We start from the raw sequence: 21,557 nt of genomic DNA on the forward strand, positions 1-21,557 counted from the left end.
GGCGTTCAGCAGGGGCGCAGGGACCAGATCGGGTCCCAGGTGGCCGTGCCGGCCTCGTACGCCGTGGAGGTCCAGCGGACGCTGCCGTCCTGGTTGAAGAACCTGGCGACCGTGCCCGGCGTCTGGTTGTTGGTGAACGGGCCGTCCCCGGTCCAGTTGTTCACGGTCCAGGTCTGGCACTTGTAGAAGTCGAACTTGGTGCCCTTGACGACCATGCACAGGTGGCCGTAGGCGCAGTCCAGGTCCTTGGCGGCAGTCTTGCCCCGCGGGGCCTTGGTGAGGGTCAGGCCGTCGTACCGCACCTTGTCGGCGGAGGCCGAAAGCGGCTTCGGGTGACCCGCGAGCACCTGGTCGGCCACCTGCTGGACGCTGGTGACCCGGGTGCCGTCCGGCGTGACGGCGGCGGTGGCCGCGACCGTGGAGCCGGCGAGCAGGGCGGTGGCCGCGACGAGCAGCGCGGCGGGCTTGGCGATGTTCACGTGTTCCCCCATGTGAACGAACGGTGTCGGTCGCTCCCCCGTGACGTCCGTGACGCCCTGGCGGAGTGGTCCCACCGTCGCAGCCGTATCCCTTCGCCGGTACCTCGGACGTCTGAGGGTCACTTCCTGCCCGGGGGCGCGTACTCCTTGAGGTAGTGGGCGACACGGGCGCAGTAGTCGCGGTACTTCGGGGGAACTCCGTTCGTGTCGTTCACCTTCTTGTACGACGTCCGGTATGCGGCGGACAGCAGCACCCGCCTGTCGCCGGGCAGGCCGGTCTTCAGAAGGGGCGCCATGAAGCAGAGGTAGCGGCCCATGGCCGGGATGGAGACGGAGGGGGTGAGGGGCGGGGTCGGCGTGGCCGACGCGGGAATGCCGTCGTCGCGCATGTACCAGCGCAGGACGGAGGGGGTCCAGCGGGCGATGCCGAACTCGTGCTTGGCCGGGTCGGAGAGGTTCGGGTCGAAGTTGCTCTCGGCCTTGAGCATCGCCGCCATGAGCGCGGGCGTCACGTCGCGCTCTGGGCAGGCGTGCGCGGAGTCGACGATGAGCTTGCGGTACTGCACCGGGACGCCCTGGTCCGTACGGAGTTCGGAGGCGCCGTAGGCGGCCAGGGCCTGGTCGCCCGTGGTGTCGCCGCCGTTGCCCGCCCAGGTGCTGATGCCGTAGCCGAGGGCCGCGACGGCGACGGTCGCGGCGGCGGCGCCCGCGACGGCCGTGCGCCGGCGTCCGCGGCGCGGGAACAGCCGGCGGGGCAGGCGCGGCGAGCGGCCCGTGCCGGCGGCCGCCTCGACGCGGCGCAGCAGCGCCTCGGTGCCGATGCGTGCCTCGTGCGTGCGGGCCAGGCAGTCCCGCACGATCTCCCGCCAGGCGTCCGGGAGTTGGGGTGACAGGCGCAGTTCGTCGGTGCCGCGCGCATAGGCGGCGGCCGCGTCGCGGCGAGCCGTCGGAGTGGCGCCGGACAGCGGGAAGGAGTCGGTGAGGACGAGATGGGCGAGCACGCCGAAGGCCCAGACGTCGGCGGACGGGCGGATCCGCCGGCCGCGTTCGCCGATCTCCGCCCACAGCAGCTCGGGCGGGGTGTAGTCCGGGGTGGAGAAGGCCGGGGTGTAGGCGTGGGTGCCCTCCAGCTCTGCGGCCATGTTGAAGTCGGCGAGCCGCGCCGAACCGTCCGCCATCAGCAGCACGTTGGCCGGTTTCAGGTCCCCGTGCACCCAGCCCGCCCGGTGCAGTTGCGCCAGCCCCTCGCAGATCTGGGCGAGCAGGGCGGGCCCTGCGTCCGGGCGCGGCGCGGCGGCGAGCAGGGCGGACAGGGAGCCCTCGGCCCGCTCCAGGACGAGGACGGTGGCGCCGTCGAGTTCGGGGCGGTCCGGGTCGTCGACGACGAGCGACTCGTACATCCGGATCAGCCGCGGCCTCCTGAGCCGCCGGTGCAGGTCGATCTCGCGCTCGATGAGCTCGCGCAGATGGGTCAGTTGGCGCGGGGTGCCGGTGCCGGTGGGCAGGAACTTCAGCGCGGCGGTGCCGGGCAGCTCCTCGCGGTCGCCGGTGCGCCGGCCCGTGTACACGCTGCCGAAGGCGCCCGTCGCGATCGGTTCGCGCACCTCCCAGGCGCCGACCCGGTAACCCCGCGGCACCGGCACGGCGTACGGCTCGGTCACCGGGCCGTACGGCCGGCGTCGGCGGCGGCGGACAGGACGACCAGGTCGTCCTCCCGTACGAGGTCGAAGCGGAGCGCCAGGGACACCAGGGACTCCTTCTTGCCGTTGAGGCGCGGACCGGTGTCCGCGGTCTCCGGGCCGGGCTTGAGCCGCAGCTTCACCGCCAGGTAGTCGATGTTCCACTGCACGGAGGTGCGCGAGGCGGCCGGCCAGGCGGGGCGCAGCCGGTCGACGACCTGGTCGACCGTGGGCAGCGGGGCGTGCGGGTCGCCGCGCAGCCGCGGTTCGCACAGGGCGGCCAGGACGGCGAAGTAACGCTTGGTGCGGTCGACGGAGAAGGCGGGCGCGGTGGTGTCGCCGTCCGGTCCGGCCCCCTCCCGCAGATAGTCGTGGCGCGGCGCCCACACCTCGATCGTCAGCAGGTCGCCGGCGGCGGGCAGCACGATCCTGGAGAACTCGAACGGGACGGGCGCGTCGAGCCGGCCCGGGCCGACCTTGATGTGCTCGCCGGCGCCCTCCGGGTTCTCCACGACGTAGGTCTGCCGCGCGGACAGGTTGCTCAGTATCCAGAACGCGCCCTGGGCGCTGAGTTCGCCGGCCCGGCGGGAGACCCCGTCGTGCGGGATCGACAGACCGTTGCCGGACGCCCGTCCGAAGCTGAGGCGCTCACCCGGGGCGAGCCGGATCTGGGTGCTGTGCTGTCGGTCCTCCGGGGTCGGCGGAGGTACGACGATGATGCTGTACAAGGTGCGTCTCCCCGTGCCTGACGGCCACCTCGGCCGGGAACGGCTCCGTCGGCCAGCCTAGGGGGAGACACCAGGGCCGTGCCTCCCCCTGGACGGGTGAGACACGGCCCTCTGCGTTGAAATGGCGCGAACTGTTCCGTTGCGCGGGCGTGTTCAGTAACGCGCGCGGTTGAACCAGGCCTTGCCGTTGGAGCCGCCCACGAAGCAGGCGATCAGGATGCCGAGCACCAGGTGGATGATGCCGAGCAGCGTGAACGGGTAGAGGGCGAGCACCGCGGTGATGATGCCGAAGACCAGGGCCGTGACGCGCAGGCTGTTGCCACCGGTGGTGAACTTCGACGCCAGGACGGCCGCCCACACCAGCCACGCGAGGGCGAGCGCCGCGAAGGCCCACATCACGCCGACCGGGTAGTCCCGGAGGGTCGACGGGACGGAGCTGTCGTTGTTGGCCTTGTTGAGGGCCACGCCGGCGAAGGCGAAGATCACCACGCCGATCACCTGCAGACCGACGATCACCCACAGCAGCACGCGGGCCGCGCTGACGTTGCCCGGCATGGCGGTCATCGGGGCGCCGACGCCGTACGGCTGCTGGACCGGAGGGGCGGCCGGGTAGCCGTAGCCGGGCTGCTGCTGCGGCTGGGACGGGTAGCCGTAGCCGGGCTGCTGGCCCTGCGGCGGGCCGTAGGGATTGTTCGGGTCACCGAAGCTCATGGCGGTGTTTCCTCCGTTGGTCGAGTGCGGGGACGAGGCGCGGCACTGCACGGAGGAGAGTTTCTACAGATGCGGTCGTCCCCCCGATGAGCTGCCCGCTGCACTGTGCTTCTCATCGTTCTTGACCGGTTACTGACTTGTCCAGCCAGATGACGCAGGTGTTGTGCAAGTGCAACATCGTCGATCATCCCCCGACATTGCGGTACCGCGCCCGGCCACCCGGATTGGAACCGGGGGCGGGTCATCCGCGAGGATGGGGGTATGACCGCCCAGATTCTCGATGGCAAGGCCACCGCAGCCGCGATCAAGTCCGATCTGACCGCCCGCGTGGCGGCGCTGAAGGAGAGGGGCCTCACGCCCGGCCTCGGCACGATCCTGGTCGGGGACGACCCCGGCAGCCAGAAGTACGTCGCCGGCAAGCACCGCGACTGCGCGCAGGTCGGCATCGCCTCCATCCAGCGCGAGCTGCCGGCCACCGCCACCCAGGAGGAGATCGAGGCGGTCGTTCGCGAGCTGAACGAGGACCCGGCCTGCACCGGCTACATCGTCCAGCTGCCGCTGCCCAAGGGCATCGACGAGAACCGCATCCTGGAACTGATGGATCCGGCCAAGGACGCCGACGGGCTCCATCCGATGAACCTCGGCCGGCTGGTCCTGAACGAGCCGGCCCCGCTGCCCTGCACCCCCAACGGCATCCTCACCCTGCTGCGCGCGCACGGCGTGGAGATCAAGGGCGCCGAGGTCGTGGTCGTCGGCCGCGGTGTCACGATCGGCCGGCCGATGCCGCTGCTGCTCACCCGTCGCAGCGAGAACGCCACCGTGACCCAGTGCCACACCGGCACCCGCGATCTTTCCGCCCACCTCAAGCGGGCCGACATCATCATCGCCGCGGCGGGCTCCCCGCACCTGATCCGCGCCGAGGACGTCAAGCCGGGCGTCGCCGTCCTGGACGTCGGTGTCTCCCGCAACGCCGAGGGCAAGATCATGGGTGACGTCCACCCGGACGTCACCGAGGTGGCCGGCTGGATCTCCCCGAACCCCGGTGGCGTGGGCCCGATGACCCGGGCGCAGCTGCTGGTCAACGTGGTCGAGGCGGCGGAGCGCAGTGCCGGCTGAGGACGCCCGCGCGGGGGCGGTCACCCGCGGTACGCACAGCGCCGAGGAGCGTCCGAAGCGGGTCACCCGCCGCTTCCCGAGGATCACCAGGGACACCGCGCGGCCCGAGGGCGGCGGCCGGGCCGCGCCCGGTGACGCCCCGGCCCCGGCGCGGCAGTGGCCCCTGCTCGTGGTGCTCGGCGGGGTCGCGTTCGGCCTGCTGCTGACCTCCCTCGACGCGTTCCGCGCCGGCACCCTGCTGATCGGTGCGGCCCTGCTGGCCGGCGCGGTCATGCGCTGGATACTTCCGAGCGTCGGCATGCTCGCCGTGCGCTCCCGTTTCACGGACATCGCCACCTACGGCGTCCTCGGCCTCGCGATCATCCTGCTGGCGTTGATGGCCCAGCCGGATCCGCGGCTGCAGATCCCGTTCCTGAAGGACCTCCTGCACGTCACGCTCAGCAGCAACAAGTAGCCGAGTCCGTGCCGCCGGTGGCCCGCGCCTCCCCCTGGGACGCGGGCCACCGGCGCATCCCCCGTCCCTGCGAGCGTACGGCTGCCCGCCCGGACCCCGCCTCCACCGGCGGGCCGAACTGCCGTACCTCCCTGGGCGGTAGGCCGCCGGTTCCTGCAACTTCCGCGGTACCGCGCAGGGTTGACTCCCGTCTCCGGCGCCCGGCGTTACCCTGCGGCGATGCGACCGATGACCCCCCGCCCGCTCGTCGTGGACACGCTGATCGCGGTCGCCATGGCCGTGGTCGCCGTCCTGCTCGGGCAGGAGTCGCGGTCGCAGGGCTGGCCGGAACTCGACGCCCGCGCCTATGTCCTGGTCGCCCTCGCCCATCTGCCGGTCGCCCTGCGCGGCCGATGGCCCCTCGCCGCCTTCGCCGTCGTGCAGGCCGCCGCGATCGTCTACATCACCCTCGGCTACTGGCCGGTGGTGTGCACCTTCGGCTCCATGCTCGCGCTGTACACCGTGGCCTCCGTACGCCCCGTGCGCACCGCCCTGGTCTGCGCCGCCTGCATGACCGGGGTCTGGGCGTACGCCGGGGTGGTCAGCCACACCCCGTCCATGGCGTCCGTGCTCGGCCAGGCCCTGCTGTACTGCTCGGTGCTGGTCTGGTTCGGGCACCTGGCCCGCCGCTCAGCCGAACTCACCCGGCGGCTGCGCGCCGAACAGGCCGAGCGGGCCCGGCGCGCGGTCACCGAGGAACGGGGGCGCATCGCCCGCGAGTTGCACGACGTGGTCGCCCACCACATGTCCGTCATCTCGGTGCAGGCGGGCCTCGCCCGGTTCGTCTTCGACTCCAACCCGGGCCGGGCACGCGGCGCCCTCGGCACCATCGCGGACACCAGCGGCGAGGCCCTGGAGGAGCTGCGCCGCATGCTGCAGGTGCTGCGCGAGGCGGACCCCGAGGCGCCCGAGCGCGCCCCCATGCCCACGCTGGCCCGGCTCTCCGAACTCCTCGACCGGGTCCGGGCCGGCGGACTGCCCGTGGACCTCGCCGTGGCGGGCACCGAGCGCCCGCTGCCGCCCGGCGTCGAACTGTGCGCCTACCGGGTCGTCCAGGAAGCCCTCACCAACGCCCTCAAACACGCGGGTCCGGCGCACGCGCGCGTGGAACTCCGGTACGGCGCCCACGAGCTGACCGTGTGCGTCACCGACGACGGGCAGGGGACGATTCCGGCCAGAGTGCCGGTGGGCGGTGGCCACGGCTTGATCGGCATGCGCGAACGGGCCAAGCTCTACGGCGGGACGATCACGGTGGGCCCACGCTCCGAGGGCGGCTTCGAGGTCCTGCTGACCCTGCCCACCTCGGCCGCCGAGCGCGGCGGCACCGGCGCACCGGAGGCGGAGCGGTAGGGACGGCGCCGGCAACGGGACGGCGCACGGCGAGGGGACGACCGTACGGCATGACCAGAGTGCTCGTCGTCGACGACCAGTTCCTCATCCGCGCCGGACTCGCCGGCCTGCTGGAGGCCGCGCCCGGCTTCGAGGTCGTGGGCGAGGCCGCGGACGGCGAGGAGGCCGTACGGCTCGCCGCCGAGACCCGCCCCGATGTGATCCTCATGGACATCCGGATGCCCGGGGTGGGCGGCATCGAGGCCACCGAGCGGATCCTCGCCGAGGCCGACGGCCGCCCGCCCCGGGTGCTGGTGCTGACCACCTTCGACCTCGACGAGTACGTGTACGGGGCCCTGCGCGCCGGGGCCTCCGGGTTCCTGTTGAAGGACTCCGGGCCCGAGCGGCTGCTCGCCGCGGTCACCGCGGTCGAGGGCGGCGACGCGCTGTTCGCGCCCAGCGTCACCCGGCGCCTGGTCGAGGCGTTCGCCCGTCGGCAGGCCCCGGACCCGGCCGAGCCGGCCCCGCCCGACCTCGCCGTCCTCACCTCCCGTGAGACGGAGGTTCTCAAGCTCACCGCCCGCGGTCTGTCCAACGTGGAGATCGCCGACCGCCTCTACATCAGCGAGGCCACCGTCAAGACCCACCTCAACCGCACGATGAGCAAGCTCGACCTGGGCAGCCGGGCCCAGGCGGTCGTGCTGGCGTACGAGACCGGACTGGTGACGCCGGGCGGCTGAACGGGTGTGCGGTCAACGGTGGCCCACCCCCTCCCCCGATGAGGGGCGGGCCGCCGTCGCAACTCAGCCTTCCCCGACGGGAACTGCCTGTTCAACGGCTGTCTGTGCGCTGTGGCACGGAAGTGACCGTTCCGCTACCGTGTCCGCGCACTGCCACATGTGTCCTCACCATGTCGATGTCTTGACAGTTCGGGATACGTTGGGGCATGACCGGCGGCCGTGGTGCTCCCGTGCGCCCCCACTCCGGGAACTGGGATCCCGAGTCGGCGCATCCTTGTGGGTAGCCAGGACGGGGAAACGCCGGGGGTATGCCGGGGGGAAGCAAGAGGGGGGAATCGATGCCTCGCTGGAAGGATCTGCCCGAGGATCTGGACCCGCAGATCAAGGAGTTCACCCAGCAGGTGCGGCGGCTGGTGGACCGCAGCGGCCTGAGCGTCGCGGCACTCGCCGACCGCACGGGCTACAGCAAGACGTCCTGGGAGCGTTACCTGGGCGGCCGGCTTCTCGCGCCCAAGGGCGCGATCGTCGCGCTCGCCGAGGTCACCGGCACCAACCTCGTGCACCTGACCACGATGTGGGAGCTGGCCGAACGCGCCTGGAGCCGGGCGGAGATGCGGCACGACCGCACCATGGAGGCGATCCGCATCTCCCAGGCGCGCGCCGCGCTCGGGGAGTTCGGGGCGGCCGAGGCGACCGGTGGCCCGTCCGGCCGCAAGGGCGCCGGCGCACCGATGGGCATCGCCGGCGTGGCCGGCGTCTCCCCGACGATCCCCACCCAGCCGACGGCCCCCGACGCCGACGCGCGGGACGAACCGGGACGCGGACGAGACCGCACCGACGGTTCCCTCCGGGGACCGGGCGGTGGCGTGGGGCAGGGGTCGGGCGGCGGCTCGGCGCGTGGTGGCCCGGGCGGCGGTTCGGGGCGTGGTCCGGGAGATGGATCCGGGCGTGGCTCGGGCGACGGCGTGGGCCCGGGGCCGATCGACGCAGCAGGTCTGGGTGCCGCCGACGGCGTGGGCCGGGGGCCGGTCGACGCAGCAGGTCTGGGTGCCGCCGACGGCGTGGGCCGGGGGCCGGTCGACAGAGTGGGCCCGGGTACGGCTGACGGAGCGGGCCGAGGGGTGTCCGACAACGTGGGCCGGGGGGTGTCCGACAGCGCGGGCCGGGGGGTGTCCGACAGCGCGGGCCCGGGGACGGACGATGCGGTGGGCCTCGGTCAGGCCGGTCGGGACGGAGTCGGGCGCGCCGGGACCTCGGGGGGCAACTCCTGGGGGCTGGCCGGGTATCAGGGGCCGTCCAAGGCGAGCGCCCGTCCCGGTGACGGGGTGTCCGCAGGGGCCGGCGCCACTGGCGCGAGCGGTGCACGGCCGGTCGGCTCGCCCGAGGGTCCCGGCTGGACCCAGGCCACCCCGACCCCGTACGACGGCCGGCCACAGGAGCCCCGGCCCGCTGGGGGCACCCCAACCCCGGGGAACGCCGGCCGGCAGCGGGTGATCATGTTCCTCGCGGGGCTCGTCGGCGTGCTCGTCGTCATCGGAGCCGTCTTCTTCTTCACCAACCGGGGCGGAGCGAAGCACGACAACGCCGCCAACCGGCAGTCCCCGAGTGCCACCGCGCACGCGACCCCGCCGCCCGGGGTCAAGTGCACCGGCTCCGCCTGCGACGGCAAGGACGCCGAGGCCATGGGGTGCAGCGGTGACCTGGTGACCACCGCCAAGACCGCCACCGTCGGCACCACCACCCTGGAGGTCCGCTACAGCAAGGCCTGCGGCGCCGCCTGGGGCCGTATCACCGGCGCCGCCCAGGGCGACAAGGTCCAGGTCTCCGCCGGGAAGGCCCGGCAGACCGGCGAGACCTCCGGTGTAGGCGACACCATCGCCTACACCCCGATGGTCGCCGTGAAGGACGCGGCAGCGGCCAAGGCCTGCGCGACGCTGGCGTCCGGGCGGACGGGGTGCACCAAGTAGGGCGAACGGCGCACCGGGCAAGGCGCACCGCACAGGGCGCTACGGACAGGGCACGGTCGGGGCGCAGGCAACGCACCCTGCGGTGCGCCCCCGCTCGCTGCGGGTGCGTCGCGCCGAGCCCTGACGGCGCCCCGGAAGCAGACGCGGCCGGCGCCGCCGTTCCGCCCGGCACGGCACGGCACGGCACGGCCCCGACAGAGTGCTCGAGCCGTGGCGATCCGGGCGACGGGGCGGCTCCAACAAGGCAGACGGGGGCGGCACATCGCCCTACGCCGTGCGTAAGGCGCGCGTGGACGGCGTGCGGGAAATCGGGAGGATGAAATTCCAGGGCCGGGTGCATGGCGGGCCGGATTCTGGGCACGCGGCCCAATACCCCCCACGGGAGTCCGGCGATCCGGTACCCCCACCTGGCGGCCGCCTCCGTCCTCTCCCCCCTCTCCTGGACGGGCGGCCGCCCCTTTGTCCGGCACTCCTCCGACTTGTGGGGTGAGCCACAGGGCCCTGCGCGTCTCGTATGCCGGATGCGCGATAGCCTGACCGCTGGATCGATCTCTTGACGCCAAGAGATCGATCATCCGCCCGGGGCAGGGACGCCCCACCGCCAGCTGTCATACGGAGAACGCCATGACCCGCACTCCCGTGAACGTCACCGTCACCGGCGCGGCCGGCCAGATCGGTTACGCCCTGCTCTTCCGCATCGCCTCCGGCCAGCTGCTCGGCGCGGACGTTCCGGTCAAGCTGCGCCTCCTGGAGATCACGCCCGCCCTCAAGGCCGCCGAGGGCACGGCCATGGAGCTGGACGACTGCGCCTTCCCGCTGCTCCAGGGCATCGACATCACCGACGACCCGAACGTCGCCTTCGACGGCGCCAACGTAGCCCTGCTGGTCGGTGCCCGGCCCCGCACCAAGGGCATGGAGCGCGGCGACCTCCTCGCGGCCAACGGCGGCATCTTCAAGCCGCAGGGCAAGGCCATCAACGACCACGCCGCGGACGACATCAAGGTCCTGGTCGTCGGCAACCCGGCCAACACCAACGCGCTCATCGCGCAGGCCGCCGCGCCGGACGTCCCGGCCGAGCGCTTCACCGCGATGACCCGCCTGGACCACAACCGCGCGCTCACGCAGCTCGCGAAGAAGACGGGTTCGACGGTCGCCGACATCAAGCGCCTGACCATCTGGGGCAACCACTCCGCCACCCAGTACCCGGACATCTTCCACGCCACGGTCGCCGGCAAGAACGCCGCCGAGGTCGTGAACGACGAGAAGTGGCTGGCCGAGGACTTCATCCCGACCGTCGCCAAGCGCGGCGCCGCGATCATCGAGGCCCGCGGTGCCTCGTCGGCCGCGTCCGCCGCCAACGCCGCGATCGACCACGTGTACACCTGGGTCAACGGCACCGCCGAGGGCGACTGGACCTCCATGGGTATCCCGTCGGACGGCTCCTACGGCGTCCCGGAGGGCCTGATCTCCTCGTTCCCGGTCACCACCAAGGACGGCAAGTACGAGATCGTCCAGGGCCTGGACATCAACGAGTTCTCCCGCGCCCGCATCGACGCGTCCGTCAAGGAGCTCGAGGAGGAGCGCGAGGCGGTTCGCTCGCTGGGCCTCATCTGAGTTCCGGGGATACGGCAGAGCTCGGCATCCCGCCGTTGGGGTGCCGAGCTCTGCCGTGTGCGGGTCATGGCTGGTCGCCCCCCTAGGGAGCCGCGGTGCCGTCGGCTGTCTCGCGCAGCCGCACCCCGTCGGCGCGGGCGAACGAGCCGTACCCCGCCACCACCAGCGCCGTTGCCCCCAGCACCACCACCCCCACCGTCCGCAGCGCCGGCCCCATGCCGTGGAGCAGGTCCGTGTGGGCCGACAGCACCGTGCCGGTGACGGCGACGCCCAGCGCGGCGCCCGTCTCGCGGGCCGTGGTGCCGAGGCCGGAGCCGAGGCCCGCCTGGTGGGCCGGGAGGGAGGTGACCACGCCGACGGTCAGCGCGGGCATGGACAGTCCGGCGCCGGCCGAGATGACCAGCAGCCAGCAGACGAACACCGCGTACGGTGTGCCCGCGTCGGCCGTGGAGGCGCCGAGCAGGCCGAGGCCGATCAGGGCGAGACCGGTGCCGATGACCGCGCGGGGGCGGCCGGCCCACCGGGTGGCCAGCTTCTGGGCCACGGCCATCCCGAAGACCAGGGGCATGATCGCCACCCCGGTGACGGCGGCGCCGTAGCCCTTCACGTCCTGCAGGTACTGCGAGTTGACGAAGAACAGGGAGAACAGGCCGAAGAAGCCGGTGGCCGTGCCGAGGGAGGCCGCCCGCAACCGTGCGGAGGCGAAGACCCGCGGGTCGAAGAGGGGAGCCGCCGAGCGCAGGGCGTGCAGGGTGAAGGCGGCGATCAGCAGCGCGCCCGCCGCGAAGGCGCCCAGGATGCGTGCGGAGGTCCAGCCGTACGCCGGGCCCTCGATGATGCCGAACAGGATCGCCACCAGGCCCGCCGTCAGCAGCAGGGTGCCGAGCGGGTCGGGGCTGCTCCGGGTGGAGCGTTCGGTGCGCGGGACCGTGGTCGAGACGGCCACCGCGAGGACGGCGGCGAGCGGGACCATCACCGCGAACAGGGCGCGCCAGGTGAGGAACTGCCCGGCCAGGCCGCCGCCCAGGTTGCCGGCCGCGCCGCCCAGGCCGATCGACAGGGTCCAGGCGCCCATCGAGCGGGCCCGGTGCTCGGGCGCGGACAGCTGCATCAGGATCGAGACGGTGGCCGGGGTGATCAGGGCCGCTCCGGCACCGGACAGGCCGCGGCCCGCTATCAGGACGGCCGGGCCGGTCGCGAGCGCGCTGGTGGCGGCGCCCGCCGCGAACAGGGAGAGCCCGGCGAGCAGGGCGCCCTTGCGGCCGTACCGGTCGCCGAGCGCGCCGGCCGGGACGAGCAGGCCCGCGAAGACGATGACGTAGGCGTCGACGGTCCACAGGACCTCGGTGTGCGAGGGGTGCAGGGACGACGAACTCAGCTGCGGAATGAGGAGGTTGATGGCGGCGACCATGCTCTGCGCGACCAGGACGCAGGCGCACAGTGCGAGCAGGACGGGGCGTTTCAGGGCGTGCGTGGGCACGGCTCCTCCCGGGAGCTTCGGCGGGTGGTGTGGGATGCGCCCTCACCGTAGGCTCGCCGGTGACCTGCTTTCCAGTGCAACCTCCGCAAGGGATACCTGCACATGACGCAATCCGCCGGGCTCGACCTGAATCTGCTGGTCGCGCTGGACGTGCTGCTGGAGGAACAGAGCGTGCAGGGCGCCGCCCACCGGCTGCATCTGTCCGAACCCGCCATGAGCCGTACCCTCGGCCGGATCCGCAAGGCGCTCGGCGATCCGGTCCTGGTGCGCGCCGGACGCCGGATGGTGCCCACTCCGCACGCGCTGGCCGTACGGGCCGAGGTGAGCGCGGTGGTGGAGCGCGCCCGGGCCCTGTTCGCGCCGGGCCGCGACACCGACGTGCGGACGGTCTCCCGCACCTTCACGATCCTCGGCCACGACGCGATCGCCGCCACCCACGGCGCCGCCCTCTTCGCCCGCGCCGCCCGCGAGGCCCCCGGCATCCGGCTGCGCTTCCTGTCCGAGAGCCATGTGGACGTCCCGCTCCTGCGTCAGGGCACCGCCGACCTGGAGGTCGGGGTGGTCGACACGACCGCGCCCGAGGTGCACCGGGAGACGGTGTACGAGGAGCGCATGCTGGGCGTCGTACGGCCCGGACACCCGCTGCTCGACGGGGAGTTGACGCCCGGACGGTTCGCCGGGGAGGCCGGTCATCTCGTCGTCTCCCGGCGCGGCAGGCAGCGCGGCCCGATCGACGACGCCCTGGCCGAACTCGGTCTCGCCCGCCGGGTGGTGGGCAGCGTCGGCACCTACCCGGCCTCGCTGTTCGTGCTGCGCGAGACCGACCTGATCGGGCTCATCACCACCTACAGCCGCCCGATGGCCGACTCCCTCGGCCTGGTCACCTTCGAGATCCCGCTACCGCTGCCCGCGGTCGAGGTGGGTTTCGCCTGGCATCCCCGGCACGACGCCGACCCCGCCCACGCCTGGCTGCGCGGCTGTGTACGGGAGTTGATGACCGAGGTGTCAGGCGCCGTCCTCGGCAGGTAGCCGCTTCTCGAACCAGTGGCCGCCGTAGACGTCGTCGTTGTAGCGCGGGATCTCCGCGTACCCGCACGCCCGGTACATCGCCTGCGCCTCGGTGAGCACGGTGTGCGTGTCCAGGCGTACGACCGCCAGACCGCGCGCCAGCGCCGCCTGCTCCAGCCCCGCCAGCAGCCGCCGCGCGAGCCCCAGTCGGCGCGCCTCGGGGTGCACCCACACATGCCGGATCTCGCCGGCCCCGGGGGCGAGGCGTCTGAGGGCCCCGCAGCCCACCGGGCGCCCCTCCTCGTACGCCACCAGGAAGGCGCCGGCGTCGCCGGTCACCTCCTCGGGGCGTACCAGGGCCGCCTTGTCGTAGCCCTCGGGGAAGCGCGCGTCGATGTCCGCCGCGTACGCGTCCAGGCAGGCCCGCGCGTCCGCCGAGGCGCCGTCGACGGTCTCCACGGTGATCCCGGCCAGCCGCAGCAGCCGCTCGGCGGTCGCCATGGCGGCGGTCAGCTCGGCCCGCTGGGCGGGGCCGAGGCCTTCGAGGAGACCGGCGGCGAGGGCGTCCGACCGGCGGTGCTGCTCGGCGACCTCGGCGCGGCCGGCCGGGGTCGGCTCGACCAGCCGCAGCCGGTTGTCGTGCGCCGGCACCACAAGCCGGATCATGCCCTGCGCCTGAAGGGCCTTCGTCATCCGGCTCAGGTAACCGGCGTCCAGACCGAGCCGCCGGCGCAGCTCCCGCAGGGACGCGCCCTCGCCGATCTCGAACAGCAGCCGGGCCTCGCCGAGCGGACGGTCCTGACCGAGGTAGTGGTCGTCCAGGACGCCGATGCGGCGGGTGAAGTACCGGTTGAAGCGGCGGAAGGCGGCCACGTCCTCTGCCCGGACCGGTGGTCTTTGACTCTGGTCAAAGTCTTCCATTCTTTGACTGTAGTCAGAGACCACTGCCGCGTCCACGGCACCGACGGCCCGGTCTCACGGTGTGGAATCCGGCGGATCGCTGTGCGTGGCGTGCCGGGGACGGCTCCTGGCCGAGATCTGGCCGACGAGTTCCCAGAAACACACCAGGGCGGTGACCGGCGGAATCCCGAAGATCACTAACGAGAGCAGCGCATGCGACGAGTGGCTGACGCACAGCGCCACGGCCATCGCGGAGGCGGCCAGCACGACGCACCAGGACCGGCGCGCGCTGCGGCGCTGAGCGGTGGCCCGCAGGACGGAGAGGGCGGCCACGAACCACGGCCCGTACACCGTCAGCGGCCAGCACTGCGCCAGTCCGGACGGCAGCACCGACGAGGCGATTTCGCGGAGCTGTCCGTAGGAATAGCAGACGGACCAGCCCAGCATGCACACCGCGCACACGGAGACCGTCGCGATCAGCAGCGTGATGTGGGTGACGCGCCGGCCGCCGTCGAGCAGATGGTCCTGCCGGAGCCGGCGGCGGCTGACCCTGCGCGGGTGCGGCAGGTCCAGGGGGGTGGCGACGGGGCTGACGCTGGTCGGCGTGGACAGTATCTGGGCCAGTTCCTCGACGGGGTCCCAGTCGTTCGGCGCGATGTCCTGTTCCGGGATGTTCCAGGTGTCCATCGGTTTACCTCCGTACCCCCGCCTCAGGACGCCCTGTACAGAGCCGCCATCGTCCGCCGATATTCATTTTCCATGGTGTTGATTTTTTTCAGGAAATCGTCGAGAAGGTCCGAGCACGAGGTGAGATCCGCCTCCACGCCCCAGCGCAGCGTGGTCGTCGTATGATCCTCGGCCGTGAGCCAGTCCAATCGCATCACGGTCAGCTAACGACGGCCGATGGAGGTGGGCTCTGGGGCATTCGGGGGAATGCAGTGACCCGGAAGTGGGGACTATTGAGTTCCTGTTGACGCGTGATCGAAGGAATTATAAATGCACGGCCAATTGTATTCCGTGAATACTCGAATCAAATGGTCGGGATGTTGATGATCGGGTGCGGGTCGATGTGACGCCGCGCACTTTCGGGCCTCGATCACGCATGCGGGACGCCGGTCCTGGGCAGGCGGCGACGGTCCCCGAGCGTGACACGCATGTCACACAGGGGCATGGATCAGGAACGGAAGGCAACACCGATCATGGCGGACACAACGGCACGACAGGCCCAGGCGACCATCCACGCGGGAGGCGAGTGGCTGGCAGGGATCTCCGGCGCGACGCGCGAGATCCTCGACCCCGCGGACGCCCGGCCGTTCGCCGTGGTCGCCGAGGGCGACGAGAAGGACGCCGAGCGCGCGGTCGCCGCGGCCCGGCAGGCCTTCGACCACGGCCCCTGGCCGCACACCCCGGTCGCCGAACGTGCCGCCCTGCTGCGCCGCGCCGCCGACCTCCTCGTGCGCGACCGCGAGGAACTCGGCCTGCTGGAGAGCCGGGACGCGGGCAAGACCGTCGAGGAGGGCCGGATCGACATCGACTGCGTCGCCGACGCCTTCCGCTACTTCGCCGACCTGGTCGCCGCCGAGGCGCCGGGCCGGGTCGTGGACGCGGGCTCCCCCGACATCCACAGCGTCGTCGTGCACGAGCCGGTCGGCGTCTGCGCGCTGATCACCCCCTGGAACTACCCGCTCCTGCAGGCCAGCTGGAAGATCGCCCCGGCGCTCGCCGCCGGCAACACCTTCGTGATCAAGCCCAGCGAGATCACCCCGATGACCACCGTCGCGCTGATCGAGCTGCTGGCGGAGGCCGGACTGCCCGCAGGCGTGGCCAACCTCGTCACCGGCCCCGGCCACACCGTGGGCGCCCGCCTCGCCGAGCACCCCGACGTCGACCTGGTCTCCTTCACCGGCGGCCTGGCCAGCGGCACCAAGGTGGCCCAGGCCGCCGCCCCCACCGTGAAGAAGGTCGCCCTCGAACTCGGCGGCAAGAACCCCAACGTCGTCTTCGCCGACGCCTGCGCCACCGAGGAAGGCTTCGACACCGCCGTCGACCAGGCCCTCAACGCCGCCTTCATCCACAGCGGCCAGGTCTGCTCGGCCGGCGCCCGCCTCATCGTCGAGGAATCGATCAGGGACCGCTTCGTCGCCGAACTCGCCCGCCGCGCGCGGAAGATCAGGCTCGGCCGCGGCACCGCGGACGGCGTCGAGTGCGGCCCGCTCGTCTCCGAGCAGCAGCGCGCCAAGGTCGAGGCGTACGTCGCCTCCGCGCTGGAAGAAGGCGCCGTACTGCGCTGCGGCGGCAAGCGGCCGGAGCCCGGTGAGGAGCGCCCGGAGTCCGGCTACTTCTACGAGCCGACCGTCCTCGACGCCTGCCACCGCGAGATGCGGGTCGTCCGCGAGGAGGTCTTCGGCCCGGTCCTCACCGTCGAGACCTTCCGCACCGAGGAGGAAGCCGTCCTCCTCGCCAACGACACCGAGTACGGCCTCGCCGGCGCCGTGTGGACCACCGACGCCGGCAAGGCCCGCCGCGTCGCCGGCCGGCTGCGCCACGGCACCGTCTGGATCAACGACTTCCACCCCTACCTGCCGCAGGCGGAGTGGGGCGGCTTCGGCCGGAGCGGTACCGGCCGCGAGCTGGGGCCCGCCGGACTCGCCGAGTACCGCGAGACCAAGCACGTCTACCAGAACCTCGCGCCGAAGCCCGTGCGCTGGTTCGCCGGCTGAGCCCCTGCCTTTTCCGCACCTCTGGAGTAGTACCCCCATGCCCGAGATCCCCCACGTCTACGACTACATCGTCATCGGCGGTGGCACCGCAGGCTCCGTCATCGCCTCCCGCCTCACCGAGAACCCGGACGTCACCGTCGCCGTCATCGAGGGCGGCCCGAGCGACGTCGGCCGCGACGACGTCCTCACCCTGCGCCGCTGGATGGGCCTGCTCGGCGGCGACCTCGACTACGACTACCCGACGGTGGAGCAGCCACGCGGCAACTCCCACATCCGGCACAGCCGCGCCCGCGTCCTCGGCGGCTGTTCCTCCCACAACACCCTCATCTCCTTCAAGCCGCTGCCGTCCGACTGGGACGAGTGGGAGGAGGCCGGCGCCAAGGGCTGGGGCGCCGTCCCCATGGAGGCCTACTTCGCCCGCCTGAAGAACAACATCGTCTCCGTCGACGAGAAGGACCGGAACGCCATCGCCCGCGACTTCGTCGACGCCGCCCAGGCCGCGCTCGGCGTCCCCCGCGTCGAGGGCTTCAACAGGCAGCCGTTCACCGAGGGCGTCGGCTTCTTCGACCTCGCCTACCACCCCGAGAACAACAAGCGCTCCTCGGCCTCGGTGGCCTACCTGCACCCGGTGATGGACGAGCGCCCCAACCTCACCATCCTGCTGGAGACCTGGGCGTACCGGCTCGAGCTGAACGGCACCCGCGCCGAGGGCGTCCACGTACGCACCAAGGACGGCGAGGAACTGCTGGTACGGGCCCGGAGCGAGGTCGTGCTGTGCGCCGGCGCCGTGGATTCGCCCCGCCTGCTGCTGCACTCGGGCATCGGGCCCCGCAAGGACCTCGAAGAGCTGGGCATCCCGGTCGTCCACGACCTGCCCGGCGTCGGCGAGAACCTGCTGGACCACCCCGAGTCGGTCATCGTCTGGGAGACCCACGGCCCGATCCCGGAGAACTCCGCGATGGACTCCGACGCGGGCCTGTTCGTGCGCCGCGACCCCGGACACGCGGGCCCGGACCTGATGTTCCACTTCTACCAGGTCCCGTTCACGGACAACCCGGAACGGCTCGGGTACGAACGCCCCTCGTACGGCGTCTCGATGACCCCGAACATCCCCAAGCCGAAGAGCCGCGGCCGCCTCTACCTCACCAGCGCCGACCCGTCCGTCAAGCCCGCCCTCGACTTCCGCTACTTCACCGACGAGGACGACTACGACGCCCGGACCCTGGTCGACGGCATCCGCACCGCCCGTGAGATCGCCAGGACCGAGCCGCTGACGGGCTGGCTCAAGCGCGAGGTGTGCCCCGGCCCCGAGATCCAGGGCGACGCCGAACTCGGCGAGTACGCCCGCAAGGTCGCGCACACCGTCTACCACCCGGCCGGCACCTGCAAGATGGGCGCCGCCGACGACGAACTCGCCGTAGTGGACCCGGAGCTGAGGATCCGCGGCCTCGACGGCATCCGCATCGCCGACGCATCCGTCTTCCCGACCATGACCGCCGTCAACCCGATGATCGGGGTGCTCATGGTCGGGGAGAAGGCCGTCGACCTTATCGGAGGTGACGCCCGATGACCCTCACCGTCCCCACCCGCAAGCCGCCCACCAACGACACCCCCGTGTTCTCCGTCTCCGGCCTGTGGAAGGTCTTCGGCCCCAAGCCGCGGCGGATACCCGACGACCCCGAGCTGGCCGCCCTCGAACCCGCCGACCTGCGCGCCCGCACGGGCTGTACGGCCGCCGTCCGCGACGTCTCCTTCGACGTCCGCAAGGGCGAGGTCTTCGTGGTCATGGGCCTGTCGGGCTCCGGCAAGTCCACCCTGGTCCGCTGCCTCACCCGCCTGATCGAACCGACGGCGGGCACGATCTCCATCGACGGCGAGGACGTCCGCGCGATGGACAAGACCCGCCTGCGCGAACTGCGCCGGCACCGGGCCGCCATGGTCTTCCAGCACTTCGGCCTGCTCCCGCACCGCACCGTCCTGGACAACGTGGCGTACGGCCTGGAGATCCAGGGCGTGGGCAAGGCCGAGCGGCGCGAGCGGGCCGCCGAGGTCGTCGCCAAGGTCGGCCTCGAAGGCATGGAACACCGCCGCCCCGCCCAGCTCTCCGGCGGCCAGCGCCAGCGCGTGGGGCTCGCACGGGCGCTGGCCGTCGACCCCGAGGTGCTGCTGTTCGACGAGCCGTTCAGCGCCCTCGACCCGCTCATCCGGCGCGACATGCAGGACGAGGTGGCCCGCCTGCACCGCGAGGAGGGCCGCACGATGGTCTTCATCACCCACGACCTCGCCGAGGCCCTCAAGCTGGGCGACCGCATCGCCCTGATGCGTGACGGCAAGGTCGTCCAGCTGGGCAGCCCCGAGGAGATCGTGGGCTCCCCGGCCGACGACTACGTGCGCGAGTTCGTCCGGGACGTGCCGCGCGAGCAGGTGATGACGGTGCGGACGGCCATGAAGCCGGGCACCTGCGGCGGCCCGGAGCACCCGGGCGCGCTGGCCCCGGACGCGGTGGTCGCGGACGCGATCAGGACCGTGGCCGAGACCGGCACACCGGCGTGCGTGGTGGAGGACGGCACCTGCGTCGGGACCGTGGACCACGAGCTGCTGCTGGACGTCGTGGCCGGCATCGACGTGGGCGTACCCGGCCCCCGGACCAGCCCGGAGGCCGTCTGATGGCAACGCTGACCGTTTCGGCTTCCCGCACGAACATCCCCCGCCTACTCAAGAGCAGAACCGCGGCCAAACTGCTCCTCCTCGCGCTCGTCACCGCCGTACTCCTGCCCCTCCTCCACGGCGGATCCTGGCCCCACGACCTGACCGTCAGCCTGGACAAACCCCTCACCAGCGCCAGCAACTGGGTGATCGACAACCGCGACAGCCACCCCCTGTTCCTCTACTTCTTCGGCTACATCAGCAACGCGGTCGTGCTCTCCGTACGAGCCGTCTACCTCACCCTGCTCGCCGCGGGCTGGACCGGCGTCACGGCGTTCGGCGCCCTGCTCGCCTGGCGCGTCGCCGGCGCCCGCCTGGCCGCCGGCACCGCGATCGCCTTCCTGGCCTGCGGCGCCCTCGGCATGTGGGTGCCGACCATGCAGACCCTCGCGCTGATGGTCATCGCGGTCCTCGCCTCCGTGGTCGTCGGCGCGCTCCTCGGCCTCGCCGCCGGCCTGTCCGACCGCCTGGACCGCGCCCTGCGCCCGGTCCTGGACACCATGCAGGTGCTCCCGGCCTTCGCCTACCTCCTCCCCGTCGTCCTGGTCTTCGGCATCGGCGTCCCCGCGGCCGTGCTCGCCACCGTCGTGTACGCCGCCCCGCCGATGGCCCGCCTCACCGCGCTCGGCCTGCGCGGTGCCGACCCCGAGGTCCTGGAGGCCGTGGAGTCACTCGGCGCGACCCGCCGCCAGCGGCTGCTGACCGCCCGTATCCCGCTGGCCCGGGGAGAACTCCTCCTCGGCCTCAACCAGACGATCATGATGGCGCTGTCCATGGCCGTCATCGCCTCGGTCATCGGCGCCGGCGGCCTCGGCGACCGCGTCTACCAGGCACTCGCCTCGGTCGACGTCGGCCAGGCCCTCGCCGCCGGCATCCCGATCGTGCTGCTCGCGATCGTCCTCGACCGCGTGACCGGAGCGGCAGGCGACGGCACCACACGCCCGAAGACCATCGGCTGGGCCTACGCCCTGGCCGTCACCGTGGCCGTCGCCCTGGCCGCCCGGCTCCTCGGCCGCCTCGACTGGCCCTCCGGCTGGACCCTGAACATCGCCGAACCGGTCAACCGCGCCGTCGACTGGATGACCAACCACCTCTACTCCGGCGTCCCGGTCATCGGCGGTACGGCCGACTGGGCAGGCCACTTCACCACCTGGGTCCTGGACCCCGTCCGCGGCGGCCTGCAGTGGCTGCCCTGGTGGTCGGTGCTGCTGATCGTCGCCGCGCTGGCCTGGACGATCGGCACCTGGCGCACCGCCCTGACCGCCGTCCTCGCCATGGCCGCGATCGGCGTGCTCGGCGTCTGGGACCCGGCCCTCGACACGCTTTCCCAGGTGCTCGCGGCCGTCGCCGTCACCCTGGTCCTCGGCTTCGCGACCGGCATCGCCGCCGCCCGCAGCGACCGCGTCGAACGCGCGCTGCGCCCGGTCCTGGACGTCTTCCAGACCATGCCGCAGTTCGTGTACCTGATCCCGGTCGTCGCCCTGTTCGGCGTCGGCCGCGCCCCCGCCGTCGCCGCGGCCGTCGTCTACGCGCTGCCCGCCGTCGTCCGGATCACCGCGCAGGGCCTGCGCCAGGTCGACCCGGCCGCGCTGGAGTCGGCCCGCTCGCTCGGCGCGACCGGCCGGCAGCAGCTGTGGCAGGTCCAACTCCCGCTCGCCAAACGGTCGTTGCTGCTCGCCGTCAACCAGGGTGTGGTCCTGGTCCTCGCCGTCGTCATCATCGGCGGCCTGGTCGGCGGCGGCGCCCTCGGCTACAACGTCGCCTTCGGCCTCGCCCAGGGCGACCTCGCGACCGGTCTGGTGGCCGGTGCCGCGATCGTCTGCCTGGGCCTGATGCTCGACCGGGTGACCCAGCCGACCGAGCGACGCGCGGCGAAGGGAGCCTGAC

Annotated in this window: 19 protein-coding genes; 11 read left to right on the plus strand and 8 right to left on the minus strand. The window is 72.5% G+C overall.

Annotated elements, in window-relative coordinates; genetic code table 11:
• Positions 1-5: 5 nt before the first annotated feature.
• The 4 genes from ACWGJ5_RS18600 to ACWGJ5_RS18615 form a co-directional block, all read right to left on the minus strand.
• Complete coding sequence (locus tag ACWGJ5_RS18600) at positions 6-491, minus strand: hypothetical protein (protein ID WP_453310744.1); 486 nt, start codon at positions 489-491, stop codon at positions 6-8.
• A gap of 107 nt (positions 492-598) precedes the next feature.
• Positions 599-2,140 carry a serine/threonine protein kinase gene (locus ACWGJ5_RS18605; protein ID WP_453310745.1) on the minus strand — a complete coding sequence of 514 codons (1,542 nt, stop codon included), beginning with the start codon at positions 2,138-2,140 and terminating at the stop codon, positions 599-601.
• Complete coding sequence (locus tag ACWGJ5_RS18610) at positions 2,137-2,886, minus strand: FHA domain-containing protein (RefSeq protein ID WP_453310746.1); 750 nt, start codon at positions 2,884-2,886, stop codon at positions 2,137-2,139. The genes ACWGJ5_RS18605 and ACWGJ5_RS18610 overlap by 4 nt, the downstream gene beginning before the upstream one ends.
• Positions 2,887-3,039: 153 nt before the next feature.
• The gene (locus ACWGJ5_RS18615; protein ID WP_453310747.1) at positions 3,040-3,597 is read right to left on the minus strand and encodes a hypothetical protein; all 558 of its coding nucleotides are present in this window, start codon (positions 3,595-3,597) and stop codon (positions 3,040-3,042) included.
• Positions 3,598-3,858: 261 nt separating this feature from the next.
• Between ACWGJ5_RS18615 and ACWGJ5_RS18620 the strand changes: the two genes are divergently transcribed.
• The 6 genes from ACWGJ5_RS18620 to ACWGJ5_RS18645 all read left to right on the plus strand — a co-directional run bounded on the left by ACWGJ5_RS18620 (position 3,859) and on the right by ACWGJ5_RS18645 (position 10,856).
• Positions 3,859-4,713, plus strand: a complete 855-nt coding sequence (locus tag ACWGJ5_RS18620) for a bifunctional methylenetetrahydrofolate dehydrogenase/methenyltetrahydrofolate cyclohydrolase (protein WP_453310748.1) — start codon at positions 3,859-3,861, stop codon at positions 4,711-4,713.
• Complete coding sequence (locus tag ACWGJ5_RS18625) at positions 4,703-5,167, plus strand: DUF3017 domain-containing protein (RefSeq protein WP_453310749.1); 465 nt, start codon at positions 4,703-4,705, stop codon at positions 5,165-5,167. The genes ACWGJ5_RS18620 and ACWGJ5_RS18625 overlap by 11 nt, the downstream gene beginning before the upstream one ends.
• A gap of 228 nt (positions 5,168-5,395) precedes the next feature.
• On the plus strand, positions 5,396-6,556 hold the full coding sequence (locus ACWGJ5_RS18630; protein ID WP_453310827.1) for a sensor histidine kinase: 1,161 nt from the start codon (positions 5,396-5,398) through the stop codon (positions 6,554-6,556).
• A gap of 50 nt (positions 6,557-6,606) precedes the next feature.
• Positions 6,607-7,275 (plus strand): response regulator, encoded by a 669-nt coding sequence (locus tag ACWGJ5_RS18635; RefSeq protein ID WP_453310750.1) that lies wholly within the window; start codon positions 6,607-6,609, stop codon positions 7,273-7,275.
• Positions 7,276-7,613: 338 nt separating this feature from the next.
• Positions 7,614-9,242: a DUF2690 domain-containing protein gene (locus ACWGJ5_RS18640; protein WP_453310751.1), complete on the plus strand. Its 1,629-nt coding sequence runs from the start codon at positions 7,614-7,616 to the stop codon at positions 9,240-9,242.
• Positions 9,243-9,866: 624 nt separating this feature from the next.
• A complete protein-coding gene (locus tag ACWGJ5_RS18645; protein WP_453310752.1) occupies positions 9,867-10,856 on the plus strand; it encodes a malate dehydrogenase in 990 nt (329 codons plus the stop codon).
• Between the two features lie 82 nt (positions 10,857-10,938).
• On the opposite strand, the gene ACWGJ5_RS18650 is transcribed toward ACWGJ5_RS18645, so the two are convergent.
• Positions 10,939-12,336, minus strand: coding sequence for an MFS transporter (locus ACWGJ5_RS18650; protein ID WP_453310753.1), 1,398 nt, complete (start codon positions 12,334-12,336; stop codon positions 10,939-10,941).
• Between the two features lie 102 nt (positions 12,337-12,438).
• On the opposite strand from ACWGJ5_RS18650, the gene ACWGJ5_RS18655 reads away from it, so the two are divergent.
• Entirely contained in the window at positions 12,439-13,365 is a 927-nt protein-coding gene (locus ACWGJ5_RS18655) for a LysR family transcriptional regulator (RefSeq protein ID WP_453310754.1), read from the plus strand.
• Here the strand turns inward: ACWGJ5_RS18655 and ACWGJ5_RS18660 are convergent.
• Genes ACWGJ5_RS18660 through ACWGJ5_RS18670 form a run of 3 tightly spaced genes read right to left on the minus strand, consistent with a single transcriptional unit; the run spans position 13,342 to position 15,119 of the window.
• Positions 13,342-14,265 carry a GNAT family N-acetyltransferase gene (locus ACWGJ5_RS18660; RefSeq protein WP_453310755.1) on the minus strand — a complete coding sequence of 308 codons (924 nt, stop codon included), beginning with the start codon at positions 14,263-14,265 and terminating at the stop codon, positions 13,342-13,344. The genes ACWGJ5_RS18655 and ACWGJ5_RS18660 overlap by 24 nt on opposite strands.
• A 54-nt stretch (positions 14,266-14,319) precedes the next feature.
• A complete protein-coding gene (locus ACWGJ5_RS18665; RefSeq protein ID WP_453310756.1) occupies positions 14,320-14,931 on the minus strand; it encodes a DUF2637 domain-containing protein in 612 nt (203 codons plus the stop codon).
• A 23-nt stretch (positions 14,932-14,954) separates the two neighbouring features.
• A complete protein-coding gene (locus ACWGJ5_RS18670) occupies positions 14,955-15,119 on the minus strand; it encodes a hypothetical protein (RefSeq protein ID WP_453310757.1) in 165 nt (54 codons plus the stop codon).
• Positions 15,120-15,443: 324 nt separating this feature from the next.
• Between ACWGJ5_RS18670 and ACWGJ5_RS18675 the strand changes: the two genes are divergently transcribed.
• Genes ACWGJ5_RS18675 through ACWGJ5_RS18690 form a run of 4 tightly spaced genes read left to right on the plus strand, consistent with a single transcriptional unit; the run spans position 15,444 to position 21,556 of the window.
• Complete coding sequence (locus ACWGJ5_RS18675) at positions 15,444-16,964, plus strand: aldehyde dehydrogenase family protein (protein ID WP_453310758.1); 1,521 nt, start codon at positions 15,444-15,446, stop codon at positions 16,962-16,964.
• Between the two features lie 37 nt (positions 16,965-17,001).
• Positions 17,002-18,534, plus strand: a complete 1,533-nt coding sequence (locus ACWGJ5_RS18680) for a GMC family oxidoreductase (RefSeq protein WP_453310759.1) — start codon at positions 17,002-17,004, stop codon at positions 18,532-18,534.
• Positions 18,531-19,631: a quaternary amine ABC transporter ATP-binding protein gene (locus ACWGJ5_RS18685; protein ID WP_453310760.1), complete on the plus strand. Its 1,101-nt coding sequence runs from the start codon at positions 18,531-18,533 to the stop codon at positions 19,629-19,631. The genes ACWGJ5_RS18680 and ACWGJ5_RS18685 overlap by 4 nt, the downstream gene beginning before the upstream one ends.
• Positions 19,631-21,556 carry an ABC transporter permease gene (locus tag ACWGJ5_RS18690; RefSeq protein ID WP_453310761.1) on the plus strand — a complete coding sequence of 642 codons (1,926 nt, stop codon included), beginning with the start codon at positions 19,631-19,633 and terminating at the stop codon, positions 21,554-21,556. The genes ACWGJ5_RS18685 and ACWGJ5_RS18690 overlap by 1 nt, the downstream gene beginning before the upstream one ends.
• Position 21,557 lies beyond the last annotated feature (1 nt).

Source organism: Streptomyces sp. NPDC054783 (assembly GCF_053611725.1).